At 68.1% G+C, this 19,901-nt stretch carries 16 protein-coding genes; 5 read left to right on the forward strand and 11 right to left on the reverse strand.

The features are described 5' to 3' along the window. Positions 1–18: 18 nt before the first annotated feature. Positions 19–1,995 (reverse strand): UvrD-helicase domain-containing protein, encoded by a 1,977-nt coding sequence (locus tag VPH47_RS20785; protein WP_110710649.1) that lies wholly within the window; start codon positions 1,993–1,995, stop codon positions 19–21. A 101-nt stretch (positions 1,996–2,096) separates the two neighbouring features. Between VPH47_RS20785 and VPH47_RS20790 the strand changes: the two genes are divergently transcribed. Continuing rightward, positions 2,097–2,717, forward strand: coding sequence for a thymidine kinase (locus tag VPH47_RS20790; protein WP_008264720.1), 621 nt, complete (start codon positions 2,097–2,099; stop codon positions 2,715–2,717). Positions 2,718–3,238: 521 nt separating this feature from the next. Here VPH47_RS20790 and VPH47_RS20795 read toward each other — a convergent pair. From VPH47_RS20795 to VPH47_RS20815, 5 genes are all read right to left on the reverse strand, one after another. Further along, positions 3,239–4,843, reverse strand: coding sequence for a glucan biosynthesis protein (locus VPH47_RS20795; RefSeq protein WP_012509627.1), 1,605 nt, complete (start codon positions 4,841–4,843; stop codon positions 3,239–3,241). 104 nt (positions 4,844–4,947) lie between these two features. After that, positions 4,948–5,760 carry a bifunctional DNA-formamidopyrimidine glycosylase/DNA-(apurinic or apyrimidinic site) lyase gene (mutM, locus tag VPH47_RS20800; protein WP_049422377.1) on the reverse strand — a complete coding sequence of 271 codons (813 nt, stop codon included), beginning with the start codon at positions 5,758–5,760 and terminating at the stop codon, positions 4,948–4,950. A gap of 52 nt (positions 5,761–5,812) precedes the next feature. Then, complete coding sequence (locus VPH47_RS20805) at positions 5,813–6,463, reverse strand: hypothetical protein (RefSeq protein WP_368851718.1); 651 nt, start codon at positions 6,461–6,463, stop codon at positions 5,813–5,815. Positions 6,464–6,531: 68 nt separating this feature from the next. Then, complete coding sequence (locus VPH47_RS20810) at positions 6,532–6,864, reverse strand: EF-hand domain-containing protein (RefSeq protein ID WP_110710647.1); 333 nt, start codon at positions 6,862–6,864, stop codon at positions 6,532–6,534. Then, the gene (locus VPH47_RS20815; protein WP_368851719.1) at positions 6,861–8,063 is read right to left on the reverse strand and encodes an acyl-CoA desaturase; all 1,203 of its coding nucleotides are present in this window, start codon (positions 8,061–8,063) and stop codon (positions 6,861–6,863) included. Before VPH47_RS20815 ends, VPH47_RS20810 begins: the two co-directional genes overlap by 4 nt. A gap of 151 nt (positions 8,064–8,214) precedes the next feature. Here VPH47_RS20815 and VPH47_RS20820 point away from each other — a divergent pair, with 151 nt between their 5' ends. Next, positions 8,215–9,036, forward strand: coding sequence for an ABC transporter ATP-binding protein (locus VPH47_RS20820; protein WP_110710645.1), 822 nt, complete (start codon positions 8,215–8,217; stop codon positions 9,034–9,036). A 128-nt stretch (positions 9,037–9,164) separates the two neighbouring features. On the opposite strand, the gene VPH47_RS20825 is transcribed toward VPH47_RS20820, so the two are convergent. Then, entirely contained in the window at positions 9,165–10,367 is a 1,203-nt protein-coding gene (locus VPH47_RS20825; RefSeq protein WP_368851720.1) for a DUF4785 domain-containing protein, read from the reverse strand. Positions 10,368–10,378: 11 nt separating this feature from the next. Then, entirely contained in the window at positions 10,379–11,257 is an 879-nt protein-coding gene (locus VPH47_RS20830) for a hypothetical protein (RefSeq protein WP_368851722.1), read from the reverse strand. A 261-nt stretch (positions 11,258–11,518) separates the two neighbouring features. Between VPH47_RS20830 and VPH47_RS20835 the strand changes: the two genes are divergently transcribed. Beyond that, entirely contained in the window at positions 11,519–12,364 is an 846-nt protein-coding gene (locus VPH47_RS20835) for a phosphatase PAP2 family protein (protein ID WP_368851723.1), read from the forward strand. A gap of 189 nt (positions 12,365–12,553) precedes the next feature. On the opposite strand, the gene VPH47_RS20840 is transcribed toward VPH47_RS20835, so the two are convergent. Continuing rightward, positions 12,554–14,824, reverse strand: a complete 2,271-nt coding sequence (locus tag VPH47_RS20840; protein WP_368851724.1) for a TonB-dependent receptor — start codon at positions 14,822–14,824, stop codon at positions 12,554–12,556. Positions 14,825–14,982: 158 nt separating this feature from the next. Between VPH47_RS20840 and VPH47_RS20845 the strand changes: the two genes are divergently transcribed. After that, positions 14,983–15,996: a TIGR00266 family protein gene (locus VPH47_RS20845; protein WP_368851725.1), complete on the forward strand. Its 1,014-nt coding sequence runs from the start codon at positions 14,983–14,985 to the stop codon at positions 15,994–15,996. Positions 15,997–16,230: 234 nt separating this feature from the next. Continuing rightward, entirely contained in the window at positions 16,231–17,223 is a 993-nt protein-coding gene (locus VPH47_RS20850; RefSeq protein WP_019337382.1) for a patatin-like phospholipase family protein, read from the forward strand. Between the two features lie 39 nt (positions 17,224–17,262). Here the strand turns inward: VPH47_RS20850 and VPH47_RS20855 are convergent, their stop codons facing one another. Both VPH47_RS20855 and VPH47_RS20860 read right to left on the reverse strand, forming a co-directional pair. Then, a complete protein-coding gene (locus tag VPH47_RS20855; protein WP_368851726.1) occupies positions 17,263–19,263 on the reverse strand; it encodes a hypothetical protein in 2,001 nt (666 codons plus the stop codon). 87 nt (positions 19,264–19,350) lie between these two features. Next, positions 19,351–19,833: an Lrp/AsnC family transcriptional regulator gene (locus VPH47_RS20860; protein WP_004153377.1), complete on the reverse strand. Its 483-nt coding sequence runs from the start codon at positions 19,831–19,833 to the stop codon at positions 19,351–19,353. Between the last annotated feature and the right edge of the window lie 68 nt (positions 19,834–19,901).

Below are 19,901 nucleotides of genomic sequence, written 5' to 3' on the forward strand. Positions count from 1 at the left end.
GGCTGCGCCGTTCGCCGGTCAATCGAACAGCGCCTCGATCGCCGCCAACCCCGCACTCGCCCGTTCCTTCTTGCGCACCGCATCCGCCACCGGATCGGCGCCATCACGCTGGATCTCCTCGGCCGGAATCTCCTCGAAGAACCGGCTCGGCTTCAGCCGCACGTGCTCGCCGAACTTGCGGGTCAGCTTGCTGTAGCTCATCCACAGCTGGATCTTGGCGCGGGTGATGCCCACGTACAGCAGGCGCCGCTCTTCCTGCAGGTTGCCCTCGTCCAGGCTGACCTGGTGCGGCAGCACGCCATCCTCGCAGCCGACGATGAACACGTACGGGAATTCCAGGCCCTTGGAAGCATGCATGGTCATCATGCGCACCTGGTTGCCGCCCTCGTCCTTGTCGCTGCGCGACAGCAGCGCCAGCTGGCCGGCCAGGTCGGCGGCGGTAGCACCACGTGGGCCACCCTCGAACCACTGCGCCAGTTCCTCGATATTGTTGGCGCGACGCTGGTAACTGGCCTCTTCCTTGGCCTGCTGGCGCAGCTCGCTGAGCAGGCCGGATTCCTTGGCGACCTTGCGGATCATGTCGCCGGAAGTGACCTGCCGGGTCTGTGCACGCAGGTCACGCAGGATGTCGGTGAAGCGCGCCAGGCTGTTGGCCGCGCGCGGCGGCAACTGCTGCAGGGCGCCAATCGCCTCGGCGGCCTGTGCCATCGGCATGTCCTTTTCCTGCGCCAGCTCGGCCAGCTTGGCCAGCGTGCCGGCACCGACGTCGCGCTTGGGCGACTGCACCGCACGCATGAACGCGGTGTCGTCGTCGGGGTTCACCAGCAGCCGCAACCAGGCCAGCGTGTCCTTCACTTCCTGGCGTTCCAGGAACATGGTGCCGCCGGTCAGGTGATACGGGATGCGCAGCAGCTGCATCGCCTTTTCCAACGGGCGCGACTGGAAGTTGCCGCGGAACAGGATGCAGAAATCACTCCACGGCACATTGCGCGACTGCGCCACGAAGGCGATCTCGGCGGCAACCTTTTCCGCCTCATGTTCGCTGTTGCGGCACTCCCACACGCGGATGCGCTCGCCGTCGGCCTGGTCGCTCCACAGCTTCTTCAGATGCTCGTGCGGATTGTTGGCGATCAGCGCATTGGCCGCGCGCAGCACGCGGTTGGAGCAGCGGTAGTTCTGCTCCAGCTTGATGATCTCCAGCGTGGGATAGTCGCGCCCCATCTGCTGCAGGTTTTCCGGATTGGCGCCGCGCCAGGCATAGATCGACTGGTCATCGTCACCCACGCAGGTGAAGTTGCCCTTGTCGCCGGCCAGCTGCTTGAGCAGCCGGTACTGCGCATCGTTGGTGTCCTGGCATTCGTCCACCAGCAGGTAACCGATGCGCTCACGCCAGGCCAGCGCGATCTCCGGGTTCTCTTCCAGGATCTGCACCGGCAAACGGATCAGGTCGTCGAAGTCGACTGCATTGAACGCGGTCAACCGCAGCTGGTAACGCTCGTAGACGCTGGCCGCTTCCTTCTCGCGATTGCTGCGCGCGGCGGCCATCGCCTGTTCGGGCGACAGGCCGGCGTTCTTCGCGCGCGACACCAGGTTCTTCATGTCCTCGATGTCATCGGGCTTGGCCCCGTACATCAGGTCCTTGATCTGCGCGGCGGCATCGTCGGCATCGAAGATCGAGAAGCCGCGCTTGAGGCCCACCGCGGCGTGCTCGATCTGCAGGAACTTCAGGCCCAGCGCATGGAAGGTACAGATGGTCACCTCGTCGGCGTCCTGCTCGCGCAGGCGCTTGGCCACACGCTCGCGCATTTCCTTGGCCGACTTGTTGGTGAAGGTGATCGCGGCGATGCGGCGGGCCGGGTAGCGGCCACAGCCGATCAGGTGGGCGATCTTTTCCACGATCACGCGCGTCTTGCCGCTGCCCGCGCCGGCGAGCACCAGCAACGGACCTTCGATGTGCAGGACGGCGGCGGCTTGGGGGGGATTGAGACCGTGCATGGGATGGGGATTGTAGCGGGGCCGGGTGACGACCACAGCCGGTCGCCGGTGGGGTTGCTGAACGGCTTCGGCGAAGCGGGGCTGCGGCGTACAATCCGTCGATGGCCAAGCTCTACTTCTACTATTCGGCAATGAATGCCGGCAAGACCACCACCCTGCTGCAGAGCGCCCACAACTACCGCGAGCGCGGCATGCGGGTGGCGATCCTGACCCCGCGCCTGGACGATCGTGCCGGCGCCGGCGTGGTCGCCTCGCGGATCGGCCTGCGTGCGGACGGCATGGCCTTCGACCGCGATACCGACCTGCAGCGCTGGGTCGAGCAGGATCTGGCAGCCAACGGCCCGATGGGCTGCGTGCTGGTGGACGAGGCGCAGTTCCTGACCCGCGCCCAGGTCTGGCAGCTCAGCGAAGTGGTCGACCAGCTGCGCATTCCGGTGTTGTGCTACGGCCTGCGCACCGACTTCCGCGGCGAGCTGTTCGAAGGCAGCCAGTACCTGCTGGCCTGGGCCGATGAGATGCAGGAGATCAAGACCATCTGCCACAGCGGCAAGAAGGCGACGATGACGGTGCGCGTGGACGAGCATGGGCACGCGGTGCAGGACGGCCCGCAGGTGGAGATCGGTGGCAACGACCGCTACGTGTCGGTCAGCCGCGCCGAGTTCAAGAAGATCACCCGCGGCGAAGGCCGGATCGATCCGGCACAGGCGCCCCTACCGCTGTAAAGGGTGTTCGGCAGGGCTGCGCCCTGCACCTGCCGAGGCCGGAGCCAGAGCCACGGCAAAAGCGGGCTATCCGTGGGATGGCGGGGCACTGTGGGTTTGCGGGGACGCCGTAAACCCATCCATGGGGGCTTGGTCGCGGCATCCATGCCGCTCACACCCCGCAAACCCACAGTGCCCCGCCTTCGACAGGTCCCCACGGCTGTTGGTAGGTGTCGACCTTGGTCGACACATCTGTCAGATATCGAAATAGATCTAGGGTCAGATCCGTTTTCCTTCGGAAAACGGATCTGACCCCAAGAGCAATTCCCACAGATCACGGAGATCTGTCGAAGGCGGGGTGGGTCCGGTGGCGGGAGTGTCCGCGGCATGGATGCCGCGGCCAAGCCCCCAGGGATGGGTTTACGGCGTCTCCCGCCACCGGACCCACCCCGCCATCCCTCGGAATACCAGCTTTCGCTGTTGCTGTTGCTGTTGCGTTGAGCAGGTGCAGGGCTGCAAGCCCTGCAAACCCAACACCCCTCTTAGTACAGCGTGCGCTCCGGCGCGCCCGCCGGCGGCGGCGTGTACTGGTACAGCCAGGTCTCGGTGAGGGTCTTGCCGCCACTGCGCAGGAACAGGCGGATGTCGATCTGCTCGGTGCTGCCTTCCGGCGGCACCAGGTCGAACATCGCGCGGTAACCGTTGATCTCGCGCAACGGGCGCGCCGACACGATCTCGACCCGGCCGCGGCTGGCTTCCACCACCGCCTCGACCTCACCCTTGTCGATCAGCCTGGCCAGTTCGCCGCCTTCGAAGTCCACCGCGAAGCGCCAGCTGAAATACTCGCGTTTCTTGCCGACCACGCCCCCCAGGCCGGTGCGGCTGGCCACGCAGTGCGCCAGCGGCGGCCGTGCCGGCGGTTCGGCGCCCCAGTACAGACGGTAGCCGACCAGCAGCTCCTGGCCCGGCTGCGGCTTTTCCTTCGGGTTCCAGAACGCCACGATGTTGTCGAAGGTCTCGTCCACGGTGGGAATCTCCACCAGCTGCACCGAGCCTTCGCCCCATTCGCCCTTCGGCTCCACCCACAGGCACGGGCGCTTCTCGTAGAACACGCCGTCGTCCTGGTAATGGTCGAAGTTGCGGTCGCGCTGCAGCAGGCCGAAACCACGCGGGTTGCGGTCGACGAACATGTTGAAGCGCAGGTTGCGCGGGTTCAGCAGCGGCCGCCAGATCCACTCGCCGGCACCGGTCCACAGCGACAGGCCGTCGGTATCGTGGATCTCCGGGCGCCAGTCCCATGCCATGCGGCGGTCGTTCTCGCCCACCTGGTACATGCTGGTGCACGGCGCGATGCCCAGCCGCTCGATCGCCTTGCGCGGGTACAACGCGCTGTCGATGTCCATCAGCAGCACGTCGCCATTGGTGATGGCGAAGCGGTACGCACCGGCCACGCTGGGCGAATCCAGCAGGCCGTAGACCACGATCGTCTCCGAATCGGCCGACGGCTGTTCCAGGTAGTAGGCGATGAAGTCCGGGAATTCCTCCGGCTTGCCCATGCCGGTGTCGATCGCCAGGCCGCGCGCGGACTGGCCGTACTGGCCCTCCTTGCCGACCGCGCGGAAGTAGCTGGCGCCGAGGAAAGCGGCGAAGTCGCGGTCGGTGTCCTTGCGGGTGTTCAGGCGGAAGCCGGCGAAGCCGAGGTCGGCCGGCAGCTCGCCGTCCTTGATGCCGCTCTTGCCGTAGTTGAACGCCGCGCCGTCATACGCCAGCTCCTGCGCCTTGCCGTCGACCACGTCGAACATGCGCACCGGCGAATGGAAGTACAGGCCCAGATGGAAGAACTTGGCCTGGAACTTGCCCGGCTGGTCAGCCCACAGCGCATGGTCCTGGCGATAGCCGATCGACTGGTACTGGTCCCAGTCCAGTCCCTCCAGGCGGCCCGGCAGCACCCGCTTGTGGCTCTTGTAGGGCGCCTGGGCCAGCGCGCGCGCCTGGCCCTTCAGGGTGGCGAAGTCGAACGGCTGTGGCTGGCCGAGGCGGCGCAGGCCCATCTGGCCGCTCTTGCTGGCCGCGCATGCGGGCAGGGACGGCAGGCCGAATGCAGCCAGGGCGAGGGAGGCATTGCGGATGAAGTCGCGTCGTTGCATGCAGGCGCGTCAGGCACAGAGGGAAGGTCGGCCATCATAGGCAGACAAACGTTAACGGGCAGCGGAGACGTGCCCTGCCCGTTCAGCTGCCGCTGGCCGCCGGCTCAGCGCTGGCAGTGGCTGCACCAGACGCTGGCACGCTGGCCGATGGTGGCGTGCTTCAGCGCGCGGCCACAGTTCGGGCAGGGCAGGCCGTCGCGGCCGTACACCAGCAGTTCCTGCTCGAAGTAGCCCGGCGCGCCGTCAGGGCTGATGAAGTCGCGCAGCGTGGTGCCGCCACGGGTGATGGCGTAGCCGAGGATCTCCTTCACCGCGTCGGCCAGCCGCTGGTAGCGCCCGCGCGAGATCTTCCCGGCCTCGCGCAGCGGGCTGATGCCGGCCTTGAACAGGCTCTCGGCGGCGTAGATGTTGCCCACCCCCACCACCACCGCCTGGTCCATCAGGAACGTCTTCACCGGCGCGCTGCGGCCACGGCTGCGGGCGAACAGGTAGTCGCCGTCGAACGCGTCGTCCAGCGGCTCCGGGCCCAGCCCCTGCAACAGCGGGTGGATCTCGCCGGCCGGCTGCCAGAGCAGGCTGCCGAAGCGGCGCGGGTCGTTGAAGCGCAGCAGGCGGCCGTTGTCCAGGCTGATGTCGACGTGGTCGTGGGCGCGCACCGGCGTATCACCGGGCAGCACACGCAGGCTGCCGGACATGCCCAGGTGCAGCACCGCGCTGCCGATGGCGGTATCCAGCAGCAGGTACTTGGCGCGCCGGCGGATCTCCTCGATGCGCTGTCCCGGCAGCAGCTCGGCCACTTCCGGCGGGATCGGCCAGCGAAGATCGGCGCGGCGCAGGATCACGCCATGCACGCGACGGCCCTGCAGGTGCGGCGCCAGGCCGCGGCGGGTGGTTTCTACTTCGGGCAGTTCAGGCATGGGTTGATTCTACGCGGGGCCAGGCGAAGCCGCCGGTTGGGGCCGGGGCGAGCTACGGCACCAGGCCGGCCGCTTCCACCAGGAAGGCGCCCTCGACCAGTGCGCCACGTCCGCCCAGGCGCCAGAACGCCAGATAGGGCGCGAAGTCGACGGCTGCCGGGGAGAGCGGTTGGGCGATATACCAGCCCAGGTAGAGGTCCGAAGCGATGTGGTACAGCGCCTCGTCCAGCGCGGCAACCTGTGGGGTATCCAGCGTGCGCGCCTCGCGCACCACATCACAGACGACATCATGCAGATAGGCGGCGGGGCCCGATTCGCGCCAGGCCGCCTGCAGCTGACCGGCGGTGGCTGCCACCACGGGTACGTCGCGCAAGGTCGCCTGCAGCCCGGGCTCACCGGCCCTCCCGGCCACCCTCGCCAGCTCATCCAGCCAGGTCCGCGCGGCGGCCGCCACGGCCTGCGCATCGCCCGCGATGGCCGGCTGCAGGTACAGGTGCTCGCCCCAGCGGCCTGCGCCAAGCACGTCCAGCGCGCGCGACTGCAGCGCATCGGCATGCGGGAAACGGGCGAATATCGCCGCCAGCGTGTCCGGGTCAGTCACACCCTGCAGCAGGCCGGAAAAGTACCAGTCCTCCTGCTCGCTGCGGCCAGCGCAGAATTCAAGCCATTCGGCGAACAGCTCCTCGTCGATCCGATCATCCATGGGGGGCTCCTGCGGAAACATGTGGCCGCGATGATCGCCCGGCGGGCCGCGCGTGGGCCAGCCTGCACTCAGCGCGGTGGCGCCGACAGCTCGCGTGCATCCAGATAGCCATCACCGTTGGCATCCTGCTTATGGAAGCGCTGCACGATCACCTGCCGCTGCTGCTCGCGGCTGATCGCCCTGCCCTTGCCACCGGGCAGCTCATCGGCGCTCAGCACACCATCACCATTGCGGTCCATGCGGTCGAAGGCATACAGCATCCACTGCACGTACTCGGCCTCGCTGACCTTGCCGTCGCCATCGCTGTCCATCCGCTGCAGGTAGCTGGTGGTATCGGTGACCTGGGCCAGCGCCGCGCCCGGCAGCAGCACCGCCAGCACAAGCCCGTACCCTGCCCTCACGCGCCCACCAGGCTGTAGCCCTTCAACCGTGCGGCGTAGGCCTGCAACGCAGCGATCCCGCTTTCCTCGGCCTCGCGGCACCACGCCTGCAGCTGATGCAGGCGCTCGGCGGCATCGTGGCCGCGGGCCTCGAGCAGCGCCGCCAGCCGCGCGCGGTACTCGACCAGTGTGCGGATGCGCGGGCGCTGCGCCACCCATTCGCTGAGCTGGGCACGACTGTCCGGCTTCAGCCAGCGGCCATCGTTGACCAGGCCACGGCGCAGCCGGCGCGGCAGCAGGCGGCGCAGCTTGGCCCCGGCCTGCACGGCTTCCTCGCGCAGGGCCGGCATGAACACATTGCGCTGGTAATCGGTCATCGCCTGGAAGCGGTGCGACAGCAGCGCCTTCAGGGTTTCGGCATCGGGCACCGCGATGTTCGGGCGCACATCCATGGCCGGCGCCACCCGCAGCACCTTGGCCAGGCGCAGCGCCTGCAGCAGGCAGATCGCGCTCCAGCCAATGTCGAATTCCCAGCGCCGCATCGCGAAGCGCGCCGAACTGGGGAAGGCATGATGGTTGTTGTGCAGTTCCTCGCCACCGATCCAGAACCCCCACGGCGTGAGGTTGGTGGAGGTATCGGCCGACTCGTAGTTGCGGTAGCCCCACCAGTGGCCCAGGCCGTTGACCACGCCCGCGGCCCAGAACGGAATCCACGCCATCTGGATCGCCCACAGGGCCACGCCGGGCAGGCCGAACAGCACGCTGTTGATCACCAGCAGCAGCACCGGGCCGAGCGTGGCGTGCGGGGTATACAGGTGGCGCTCGATCACATCGTCCGGGGTGCCGCGCCCGTACTGCTCGATGTCCGCGCGCATGCCGCGCGCTTCCCGGTACAGCTCCACGCCATGCCAGAACACCGTGCCGATGCCGCGGGTGACCGGGCTGTGCGGGTCATCTTCGGTCTCTACCTTGGCATGGTGCTTGCGGTGGATGGCCACCCACTCGCGGGTGATCATCGAGGTGGTCAGCCACAACCAGAAACGGAACACGTGGGCCAGCGCCGGGTGGAAATCGACCCCGCGATGGGCCTGGCTGCGGTGCAGGTACAGGGTCACCGAGAAGATGGTGATCTGGGTGAAGACCAGCAGCACGCCCAGCATGGCCCACCAGCCCAGGCCGAGCACACCACCGGTCAACAGGGACATCAGGGCATCTGGCATGGCGGCTCTCCGGATCGACGCGGGGATGGCAGACATGATGGGCGCTTGCGTTGCAAACTGCATCCCTGCGGCGGTGATTGCCACCGCCTTCCGTGGCACCGTTCACAGTTGGGGACCTGAGTTGTCGAGCCTTGATCCACGCGCCAGCGCCATGACCGCCGCCCCGCCCCTGGCGGAGCTGCCCCCCTTGATCGAACTGGACCGCGCCACCGTGGTACGCGGCCAGGTGAAGGTGCTGCACGGGCTCAGCCTGCGCATCGCACAGGGCCAGCACACCGCCCTGCTCGGCCCCAACGGCTGCGGCAAGTCCACCTTCATCAAGCTGATCACCCGCGAGCTGTACCCGCTGGCCCAGGGAGACGGCTCGGTGGCGGTGAAGGTGCTGGGCCAGAACCGCTGGCAGGTGGATCGCCTGCGCTCGCAGCTGGGCATCGTCACCGGCGACCTCAGCAGCAACCTGTCCGACATGCCCGGGCTGACCGTGGAACAGGCCGTGCTGTCCGGCTTCTTCGCCAGCTACGTGGTGCCGGCGTTCCGCGAGGTAACCGCCGACATGCGTGCACGCGTTGGCGAGACACTGGCGATGACCGGCGCGCTGTCGCTGCGCGAACGCGCCTATGCCGAGTTGTCGGCCGGCGAGACCCGCCGCGTGCTGATCGCCCGCGCGCTGGTCAACCGGCCGCAGGCCCTGCTGCTGGATGAACCCTCCACCGGGTTGGACCTGGTCGCCCGCGAGCAGCTGGTGGCGACCATGCGGGTGCTGGCACAGCAGGGCATCACCCTGGTGCTGGTGACCCACCACATCGAAGAGATCATTCCCGAGATCGAGCGGGTGGTCCTGCTGCGCGACGGTCGCGTACTGGCCGATGGCACCCGCGCCGAACTGCTGCGCAATGAACCGCTGTCGGCGGTATTCGGTGGCGCGATCACGGTGGTCGAGCAGGAAGGGCGGCTGACCGCGTACGCGGGGTAATCGAGATGCCATTGTAGAGCCGAGCCCACGCTCGGCTGCTCGTGATCACGGCAAGCGGCAGCCGAGCATGGGCTCGGCTCTACAGGATCCAATGCAGCGGGCCGGAACCCGGCCCGCTGTACGCAACCTCAGAACCGCAACGCCAGCGCGCGTGACTCGATCGGTGCCATGCGGCTCTGGTCCTGCAGCTGCAGGTCGCGCAGCTCGTACGGCGCACCGAAGCCGGCTGGCAATGCGGCCTGGTCGAACGGCAGCACCAGCTGGCCTGCGCCCGGGCCATCGAACCACGCGGCCGCATGTGCCTGTGCGACCGGCTTCAACTGGCCATCGCGGGCGGTGGCATACAGCGTGCCCCGCGCCTCATAGCGTCCGGCCGCTGCCACCTGCAGCGGCAGCGCCACCTGGCGGCTGGCCGGGTCCGGTGCCGCCTGGCCACTGAAACGGGCAGTCGGCCGTGCGACCGCAAAGGCGACCTTGCCATCGCGCAGCACGCCATCGGCCTGGGCGAACACCTGCAGCTCCCACAGACCCTGCACGCTGCCGACATCGGCGGGGATCCGCACCTGCGCGCGCAGGCTGCCATCGGTGGTGCGCAGCAGCCGCTGCGGCCAGCTGCGGCCATCCGGTGCGACGAGCAGGGCTTCACCGCCGAGGCCGCCACGACGCGATGCCAGCTGCGCGGTGGTGGCGCCGTCTTCCAGCAGGCGTGCCTGCAGCTGCACGTTGCCACCGGCCAGCACCTGCGCCTGGTTGGCCTGCACTTCCAGCCGCAGCGGGCTGTTCGGCTCCAGCACCTGCACCACATAGCGGCCCTGTGCCTGCGCGCTCTGCAGCGTGTACGCACCGACTGCACTGGTCGCGCCGGTACGCAGCATGCTGCTGCCATCGCTGACCGGCATGCCGGCCTCCTGCAGTGCGCGCGCATCGACACTGCGCGCCACGCTGCTACGGCCGGCCGGGTCGCGCACCTGCAGGGTGCTGGCCGGCAGCGCGCGGGCACCGTCGGCCGGGCTCAGCTGGATCACCGCATCCGGTGCCGTCAGCGGCAGGTCCAGGCCGCGCTGCAGCTGCGTGCCATCGACCTGCTGCCAGTAGCTGCGGCTGACCGAGGCATACGGCGTGGTCGCCTGCAGCGGCTGTGCCGGGTCCAGCGCCCAGGCAAAGGCCAGTGGCGCGTGTTCGCTTTCATCGGTGGGCAGCGGTGCGGCCACCAGGGCGGCAGGCACCTGATCGCCCGCACGGGCGGCCTGCAGCGGCTGCGCGGCCTGCGCGGCGGAAAGGGACAGCACTGCCAGCACGGCGCTGGCCAGCAGGGTGGAATGGATCGTCATGGTCATCTCCCTCACTGGGCCAGGTCGTTGCGCAGGATCGTGCCGAGGCCGAAGCACTCGCGGCGGCTCTGGTTGTGGCTGAGCGGCTCGGCATCCTTGGTGCGCTGTTTGTCGGTGAACCAGGTGGTGCCGGCGGCCTTCTGGCTGCTGCACTCCAGGAAGCCATCGGAGCAGGACGACAGCCAGTTCTGGGTGAACTCCAGGCCGACATTGGCGGCGTAGCCACCGCAGTAGCTGTTGCTGTCCCACACCGCCGATTCCACGTCGCTGCCGACCACGGCGCGGAACGGCTTGGGCAGCGCAGGACGACCGGCGGTGCCGTACAGGTTCTGCGCGTTGTAGGTGGCCATGCTCGCCACCTGCTGCTGGCGCACCGCGTCGTTCTTGTAGCCCAGCAGCCAGCCCAGCGAGGTTTCGAAGGTGTTGCCGTTGAGCACCGCATCGGCCAGCGGCGTGCCGGCCGAGGACGGTGCCAGCGCGTTGACCTTGCGCACCGTGCGGATGATCTTCGGATAGCGGCTGTCGTAGGTCGGGTTGGACAGGATCCAGCGCATCACGTTGCCGCCGTTGGAATGGGTGATCACCACCAGCTGGGTGATGCCACGGCTGTCGATGAAGCTGGTCAGCTGGTTGGCCAGGCAACCGGCGGCTTCCGGCTTCCACATGTACTGGGTGAAGTCGCAGTTGATGACGACGTAGTTGCTGCTGTTCGGCAGGCCCTGGCGCACGGTGTCGATGATCGCCGGCTGCCAGTAGTCCTGGGTCGCGTTGGTCTGCGCGCCAGTGCCGTGCACGAAGGCCACGCCGACCACATCGGCGGCCTGCGTCGGCGCGATTGCCAGCCCGAGGAGCAGGGCCAGGACGGTACTTCCTGTTGCGGTGCTGCGCATCGCTTCTCTCCCTCTGTCAGCGGATCCCCCCGACCCGGCTGGAACTGGACGGCCCTGGCGCTGGCCGTTGTGCCGATGCTCGCGGTGCAGTCGCGTGAAAGTCCGTGCGCTGCGCCCGGATTCAGGAGACTGACGTCAATCGATGACGCTTTTCATATCGCCGGGATGACCATGCCGGGTCTGGCCGTATGACCGATGGCCACTGCGGTGCCGCATACGGGCTGCGATCATGACGCGATGTTTTTCCTCCGGAGCCCGTCCATGTCGCTGCTTTCCCACCCTGCCCGCCCGCTGCTCGGCCTCGCCGTCATCGCGGCCCTGGCCGGTTGTGCCGCCACCGCCACCGCCACCAAGCCGACCGCCGTCGAAGCCAACATCACCACCAAGGCGGTGGGCTATCTCGACAAGAGCGCGGTACCGGCCAGCCTCGACCTGGTGCCGGCACCACCGGTCGCCGGTTCGGCCGCCCTCGCCCTGGACGAACAGGTCAGCCGTGAAGCCCGCGCGCTGCGTGGCAGCCCGCGCTTCGCCCAGGCCGGCGTCGATGCGGAGCTCGGCTTCCCCGAAGGGGCCAACCACTTCTCCTGCGCCGCTGACATCGACGTCGATGCGGTGAAGACCCCGGCGCTGTACCGACTGCTCGAGCGCAGCCGGATCGACGCCAGCGCCGCCACCAAGGCGGCCAAGAACCACTACCAGCGCCCGCGCCCGTTCATGGTCAACGGTGAACCGACCTGCTCGCCGAAGGACGAGGAAGGCCTGCGCAAGAACGGCTCGTACCCGTCCGGCCACACCTCGATCGGCTGGGCCTGGGCACTGATCCTGTCCGAGATCGCGCCGGACCGCGCCGATGCCATCCAGGCCCGTGGCCGCAACTACGGCGAGAGCCGCCTGGTCTGCAACGTGCACTGGCAGAGCGACATCCTCGAAGGCCGTTTCATGGGCGCCGCCGCCGTGGCCCGCCTGCACGACAACGCCGCGTTCAACAAGGACCTGCTGGCTGCGCGCAAGGAAATCGCCGCCGCGCGCAAGGCCGGCCTGCATTCCAGCCGCGACTGCGCCACCGAGGAAGCGGTGCTGAAGGTGCGCCCGCAGAGCGCGTTGTAAGCGGTGATCCGGGGTCAGAGCCCTTCCCTTCGGAAAGGGATCTGACCCCAGCGCGAAATGCCGATGCCATCGGGGTCGGATCCCTTTCCGCTGGAAAGGGCACTGACCCCATTCGGCAACCGGTGGGTGTGAAGCAGAAGGGCCGGCATTGCGCCGGCCCTTCTTCATTGCATCAACGCAGCCACCGCATCAGAACTTCGCGGTGAACTCCACGCCCCAGGTGCGCGGCTCGTTGAGGAAGCCGGTCAGGTTGTTGAAGTCGATCGCGCCGACCACGCGGGTCTGGTTGGTCAGGTTGCGGCCGAACACGGCCACGTCGTACTGGCCGTAATCCCAGTTGTAGCCCAGGCGCAAGCCGCCTTCCAGCGAACTACGGCCGCGGAATTCCGGCGACTCGTAGATGAAGAAGTTCACCGCACTGCGGTAGGCCCAGTCCGTGTAGGCATACAGCTCGCTGCCATCGCTGAGCGGGAAGCCCACGCGCAGGGTCGCGTTGTGGATCCACTTCGGTGCCTGCGGCAGCGGGTTGCCGTTCACCAGCGCATAGGTCTGGCCGTTGATCACCGTGGTCGGGTCGGTGATGGTGCAGCCACCGCCACAGATCGCCACCGCCAGGTTCTTGTCCTTGATCTCGGTGTCGTTGTAGCTGCTGCCGAAGGTCAGCAGGACGTTGTCGGCCAGGTAGGCCTCCAGGTCCAGCTCCACGCCCTGGCCGATGGTCTTGTCGGCGTTGAGCAGGGTGGCGGTGTTGTTGGTGCCGCCCACCGCGATCAGCTGCTGGCCATCGACGTTGTAGCGGAACACGCTCAGGCCCAGGCGCGCGCGGCGCTCGAACAGATCAGCCTTGATGCCGGCTTCGTACGAGATCACCTTCTCCGAATCGGCCTGCGACAGGCCCGGCGCGAAGGCCAGGCGGCCCTGGATCGACGGCGCGCGGAAGCCCTTGGCCACGCGGGCATAGGCATTGATGTCGTCGGTCAGCTTGTACACACCGCTGACATCCCAGCTGACGTCGTTGACGTCGGTGTTGGCCAGGTACGGGCCACTGACCGGGGTACCGAACGGAACGGCCTGCAGCACGCTAGCGCTGAAGTCCTTCTTGTCCTGCGTGTAGCGCACGCCGGCGCGCAGCTTGAAGCGGTCGGTGACATCGAAGTCACCCGAAGCGAACACCGCCCAGGCCTTGTTGCGCTGGTTCTGCACCACGTGGCCGGTCTGCGGATTGCCCGGGGTCAACGAGTCGTAGTTGAAGTTGTTGATGGTCACGTCTTCATCGAAATAGAAGACGCCGGCCTGCCAGTCGAAGCGGCCCCACTCGTTGGACTCGATGCGGAATTCCTGCGTCCACTGGCGATGGTGCGGCAGGCCGTCAGCCGACTCCGAGGAGAATGGAATCAGACCCGGGCCGTAGTTGCCGGCGCCAAGGAACGCCGCACCGTAGCCACCGTCGATGTCGCCACGGTTGAGCGATTCGGCGGTTTCATAACCGGTGATCGAGTGCAGCGTCACCGAGCCGAGGTTCCACTGCAGGCGCGCGCTGCCGCCCCAGGTCTTCAGGTCGGAGAAGTTGACGCCATCGTTGGCCACCTTGTCGCGATCGAAGTTCTCGACCAGCGAATTGCCACCCTTCTGGATGATGTTGGCGCGGAACAGGCGCGCAGTGCCGTTGAGCTTGCGCTTGTGCAGGTTGAACAGCGCTTCGAAGTCGTCGCCTTCGTACAGGAACTGCACGCGGCCTGCGGCTTCGTCATAGCCTTCGAAGCCGCTGTTGGGGGCACCGACGCGGGTGTTGTCGACCCAGTCGTCGCGGCGCTGGTAGATCGCCGAGACACGTGCCGACCAGCGGTCGGTCAACGGACCGCCGTAGGCGCCCTGCACATTCCAGCTGTTGTAGCTGCCGTAGCCGACGCGGATGTAGCCATCGGCATCCTGCGACGGACGTGCCGAATCGAACTTCACCACGCCGGCCGGCGTGTTGCGGCCGAACAGCGTGCCCTGCGGACCGCGCAGCACTTCCACGTTGGCCAGGTCGAACAGCGGGAAGCCCTTCAGCAGCGGGCTTTCCTGCACCACGTCGTCGTACACCAGCGACACCGGCTGCGAGGCATTGAGGTCGAAGTCGGTGTTGCCCAGGCCGCGGATGTAGAAGCGCGGGAAGGCACGACCGTAGGACGACTCGATGTTGAGGCTGGGCACGCGTGCGGCCAGGAAGCGGATGTCGTCGCCTGCCGAGCCAAGCACATCCAGTTTCTCGCCCTGGATCGCGGTGACCGCGACCGGCACGTCCTTGGCGTTCTCGACGCGGCGCTGCGCAGTCACCTGCAGGGTGTCGAGGGCAACCGGATCCTTGGCAGCGGGGGTTTCCTGGGCGGCTGCTACCAGCGGCAGCAGGGCGGAAAGAGCGGCAACGAGGGGGCGCGCGACCGGAAATCGGCCACGGGAAGTGCGGGTCGGGGACATGGCGGTAGGCTGTGTTTGGAGGGGTGGTAAAACGGCGCTACCAGATAATTGTTGCAATACAGCACCTGCCCCGCAAATGCCGGCCGTTCATGGCCGCGCCTCCCGTCGCCCGGTGCACTCGCTAGACTCGGGTTTTCCAGCCCCGCGGAGCCGTCGCAATGACCCAGTGGTACTTCCATGCCTCCGCCCAGGCCGACCGCGTCGGCCCCCTCGATGACGAGGCCGCGCGCCGCTATGCGCAGGCCAACCCGCGCGCCCTGGCCTGGTGCCAGGGCATGAGCGGGTGGACGTCGATTGCCGAGGTGCCCGAACTGCAGTCAGCGGCCCCGGGCATGCCCAACATCCCGCCGCCAGTCCCCGCCGCCGCCAGCGGCCGCGCCGACGACATCGAATTCCGCATCGTCGGCCATGAAATGCAGTTCGTGGAGATCGAGCTCGACCCCGGCGAAAGCGCCATCGCCGAGGCGGGGGCGCTGATGTTCAAGGACGCCACGGTGCAGATGGACACCGTGTTCGGCGCTGCCAACGGCGACCAGGGCGGCTTCATGGGCAAGGTGATGGCCGCCGGCAAGCGCGTGCTGACCGGCGAGAGCCTGTTCGCCACCGTCTACACCCAGAGCGGCCATGGCAAGGGCAAGGTCGCCTTCGCCGCGCCCTACCCCGGCACCGTACTGGCAATGAAGCTGGACCAGCACGGCGGCCGCCTGATCTGCCAGAAGGACAGTTTCCTGGCCGGCGCGCGCGGCGTGCAGATCGGCGTGCAGTTCCAGCGCAAGATCATGACCGGCCTGTTCGGCGGCGAAGGCTTCATCATGCAGAAGCTGGAAGGCGACGGCTGGGTGTTCATCCATGCCGGCGGTTGCGTGGTGGAGCGCGAGCTGGCGGCCGGCGAGCGGCTGGATGTGGATACCGGCTGTGTGGTGGCCTACCACCCGACCGTGGACATGGACGTACGCCGGGTCACCGGCATCAAGAGCATGCTGTTCGGTGGCGAAGGCGTGTTCCTGGCCACGCTCACCGGTCCGGGCAAGGTCTGGCTGCAGTCGCTGCCGTTCTCGCGCCTGGCCGGCCGGATGTGGATGGCCGCGCCGCAGGGCGGCGGCCAGAACCGCGGCGAAGGCTCGGTGCTGGGCGGCCTGGGCCGGATGCTGGACGGCGACAACCGGTTCTGACCGCCTCCGGTCGTGCCGGCCGCTGGCCGGCAGCCCCATGGACCTTGGCGAGCATCCCGGTAGTGCCGGCCGCTGGCCGGCAGCCCCGTGGACCGTTGCCAGTTTCCCAATGATTGCCGGCCAGCGGCCGGCACTACCTTTATGAATGGGCGATGCTTCCCACCCTGCCCGCCCTGCCACGGCTTCGGTATGCTGGCGCCCTTTCCTGAATCCGGCGCCGCGAGCGCACTGCCGATGAGCCTGTTCCGCCCCCGCATGCTGCTGTCCGTCGCCCTGATCGGCCTGCTGGCCGGCTGCGGTGGCGATCCGGTCCGTCCCACGCCGCCGCCGGCACCCACCGTGGTGCCGCAGGCCAAGCCCGTCAAGATCGGCATCGCCCTCGGTGGCGGCGCGGCCAAGGGCTTCGCCCACATCGGCGTGATCAAGATGCTGGAGGCCAATGGCTTCGAGCCGGCCGTGGTGTCCGGCACCAGCGCCGGCAGCGTGGTGGGTGCGCTGTATGCCAGCGGCATGGACGCGTTCCAGATGCAGAGCAAGGCGGTCGCGCTGGATGAAGCCAGCATCCGCGACGTGCGCCTGTTCTCCGGCGGCCTGGTGCAGGGCCAGAAGCTGCAGGACTACGTCAACGAGCAGGTTGCCAACCGTCCTGCCGAGCGCCTGAAGAAGCCGTTCGCCGCCGTCGCCACCCAGCTGGAGACCGGCGAGCGTGCGATCTTCGTGCGCGGCAACGTCGGCCAAGCGGTGCGCGCGTCCAGCAGCATTCCCGGTGTGTTCGAACCGGTGAAGATCGGCGGTCGCAACTACATCGATGGCGGCGTGGTGAGCCCGGTGCCGGTGGATGCCGCACGCCAGCTTGGCGCCGACTTCGTGATCGCCGTGGACATCTCCAGCAAGGCCAGCGGCAAGGCGCCGACCGACATGCTGGGCATCGTCAACCAGTCCATCTCGATCATGGGCCAGCGCTTGGGCGAGCAGGAACTGGCGCGCGCCGACATCGTCATCCGCCCGAAGGTACTGGACATCGGCGCCGCCGATTTCAGCCAGCGTGGCACCGCAATCCTGGAAGGCGAAAAGGCCGCGATGGCGGCGATGCCGCAGATCCGCGCGAAAATCCAGCAGCTGCAGCGCGCACGTGCCGCGGCGGCCGCACCGGCACCGGTGGCCGCGCCGAAGTGCGAGGAAGCCTCGCGCCTGGGCAAGCTGATGGGCCGCAAAGACAAGTGCTGACCTGAGCCAGCGTGTCGCTGCCAGACAGCGACGCGCGTGCTAGCGCGCGGGCCGGTAACCGCTGGCCTGCTGCCGCTCGCGCCTGCGCATCTGGCGGGCCTGCTCCTGCAGTGTCGCCGTGTGCTGCAGCTGTTCCATGCCATCGGCCGGCACATGCAGCTGGCGTCGCGCACGGGTCAGCGCCAGATAGACCGCGCGCACCGGGTTGTGCCAGATGCGCCCGCCCTGCCCCGCACTGAAGCAACCGGGCGACAGCGAGACCACGTCGAACTGCAGGTTCTTCGCGTGCTCGGCCAGGCACAGCGCCACCCGCCCTTCAGCGGGCGTGTCCTGGTCATCGAGCGCCTGCAGCAGTGACTGCACCCGATCGGCGGACCCGAACAGTTCAACCAGCGCGCCGTGCCCTTCGTCGGCCTGCGTGGCCAGGAAGCGCTTCCATTCCTGGTCCGATGCGCTGTCGCGGCGCCGGCGCCACGCATCCAGTGGCCGTTGCAGCACGCCGCGCAGCGCACGCAGCGATGCCGGATGCAGGTAGGGCCGCAGCCCGAGCGCGTGCAGCTGTGCCGCATCCAGGGCCAGATCGGCGACGCTGCCATGGATGCGCAGGCCCTCGCTCGGCACCTGCGCCCAGTCGCGGTAATGCAGCACACCGGTGGCGCGGTCGGTGGCACCGACGAACGGCCCACTTTCCTGGCCCAGTCCATCCAGTGCCAGGGTCTGGTTGACCAGGCCCTCGACCTGGTTGCCCTGGCGCACCGACTGGTGCATTTCCAGCACCTTCGACGCGGCCCAGCGCGGCACCGTACCGGTCAGGCACTGGTGCGGATCACCCAGGCTGACCACGCCAGGCGCATGGCCGGCCAGCAACTGCTTCCACGACGGGCTCAGGTCATGCGCCTCGTCCACCAGCAGCATGCCCATGTCCTGCGGGGGGGTGACGCCGCGCAGCGCCAACCACTTGCCGATGTGCGCCGGGCTGAGGCTCAGCAGCGTGCCCCGCTGCAGCTCGGCGTCGAACATGCAGCGCCAGACGTGCTCGGCGGCCGCCATGTACGGCGACACATCGAGCATCGCGGCAGGCACCGATCGGTCGAAATGCTGGAACGCCAGGCCCGGTGCCGACGATGCGCACCAACGGTTGATGGCCTCGAACGCGGTCAGCAGCACCTGCTCCGGGCTGCGCCCACCGATGTCCTGCAGGCCGATGCGGCCGGCAATCTCGCGCGGAGTACGGGTGCTGCGCCGGTAGCTGGCAACGAAGCCACCGGTCTGGCCGCTGCGCGCAGCGTGCTGCGCCACGCGGTTGGCGAACTCGATCTGGGTCAGCAGGCGCACCGCAGTGCTGGCCGGCACGCGGGCGCGGAAGGCTTCCACCTGCCCACGCGAAGGCGCCACGTAGGTGTAGCGGCCCGGCCGCGCCTCCATCAGCGCCAGCACCAGGTGGCCCTTGCCGGTGCCGGCATAGCCATCGAGGTCGATCAGCTCATCGGGGTTGGCGGCGATGGCGCGCAGCACGCGGGCCTGCTCGGAGGTATACAGGCCATGGTGCTCGACCGACCGCGCATCCGCGGCGGCGACGTCATCCTGCGTGGCCTCGTCGTCGTCACTGGAAAAGGTGGCGGGAAAGCGGATCTCATGTTCGACCAGGGTTTCCTGGCAGGCCTGCTGCAGGGCCAGGCCCGGGTACTCCCGTGGCGACTGCGCGATGACGTCCTGCAGGATCTCCGCCGGTGCCAGCAGCACGCCGTGGGCAGCCAATGCGGTCAGCCAGGCATCCAGTTCCGGCTGGCCACCGCCACCGGGGCCAGCCAGTTGTGCAGCCGCGCCTTCGTTGCCGGCAAACAACGCGCAGGCATCATGCAGCAGGCGCTCGATCTCGGCCGCTGGATGCAGGCGCGTCCGGCACAGCTGCGCGGCCATCAGCCCGGCCTGCTCCACTGCGGTCTGCGGTGGCGTGCCATGGGCGACGTAGCGCGCCAGCGACTTGCGCTGCAGCGGCAGGAACGTGGTGGTGGGCAGCGGGTGCTGGAGTTCGGACATGCGTGGAACCGGAAAGGAACGCTGCGACGCGCGCAGGGCGGAGATGCTCGGCTACCCGCCCGGCGCCGTCAAATCGCGGCGGCGCGTTCATTCCAGCTGCGAAAGCGGCAATGCCTGGAAGCCCTTCACCGTGCGCAGCACGAAGCTGGAATTGGCATCGGCCACGCCGCCGGCATTGAGCAGCCGGTCCAGCAGGAAGTGCGAGAAGTGCTCCAGGTCGCGCACGTAGACGTGCAGCAGGTAGTCCATGTCGCCGGTCAGTGCATGGCAGGCCACCACTTCATCCCAGCCCTGCACGCTGTCCACGAAGTGGCCGATGGCGGCCTGGTCGTGCTTTTCCAGCTGCACGCGCACGAAGGCCTGCAGGCCCAGGCGCAGCTGGCGCGGTTCCAGCCGCGCGCCATAGCCGACGATCACGCCCTCGCTTTCCAGCCGCTGCAGGCGGCGCAGGCAGGCCGAGGGTGAGAGGTTCACCCGTGTCGCCAGCTCGGCGTTGGTGGCGCGCCCATCCCGCTGGATTTCAGCCAGCAGACGTATATCCGTGCGATCGAACTGGACTTCTCCGGCCATTGTTGCCCCGCAACATGGTGAGTACGCAAGGATATTGCGCCAACAAGGCCAATCGGCGCAACTTTTGC

It is taken from the genome of Stenotrophomonas sp. WED208 (genome assembly GCF_040984485.1).
Lineage (GTDB): Bacteria > Pseudomonadota > Gammaproteobacteria > Xanthomonadales > Xanthomonadaceae > Stenotrophomonas > Stenotrophomonas riyadhensis.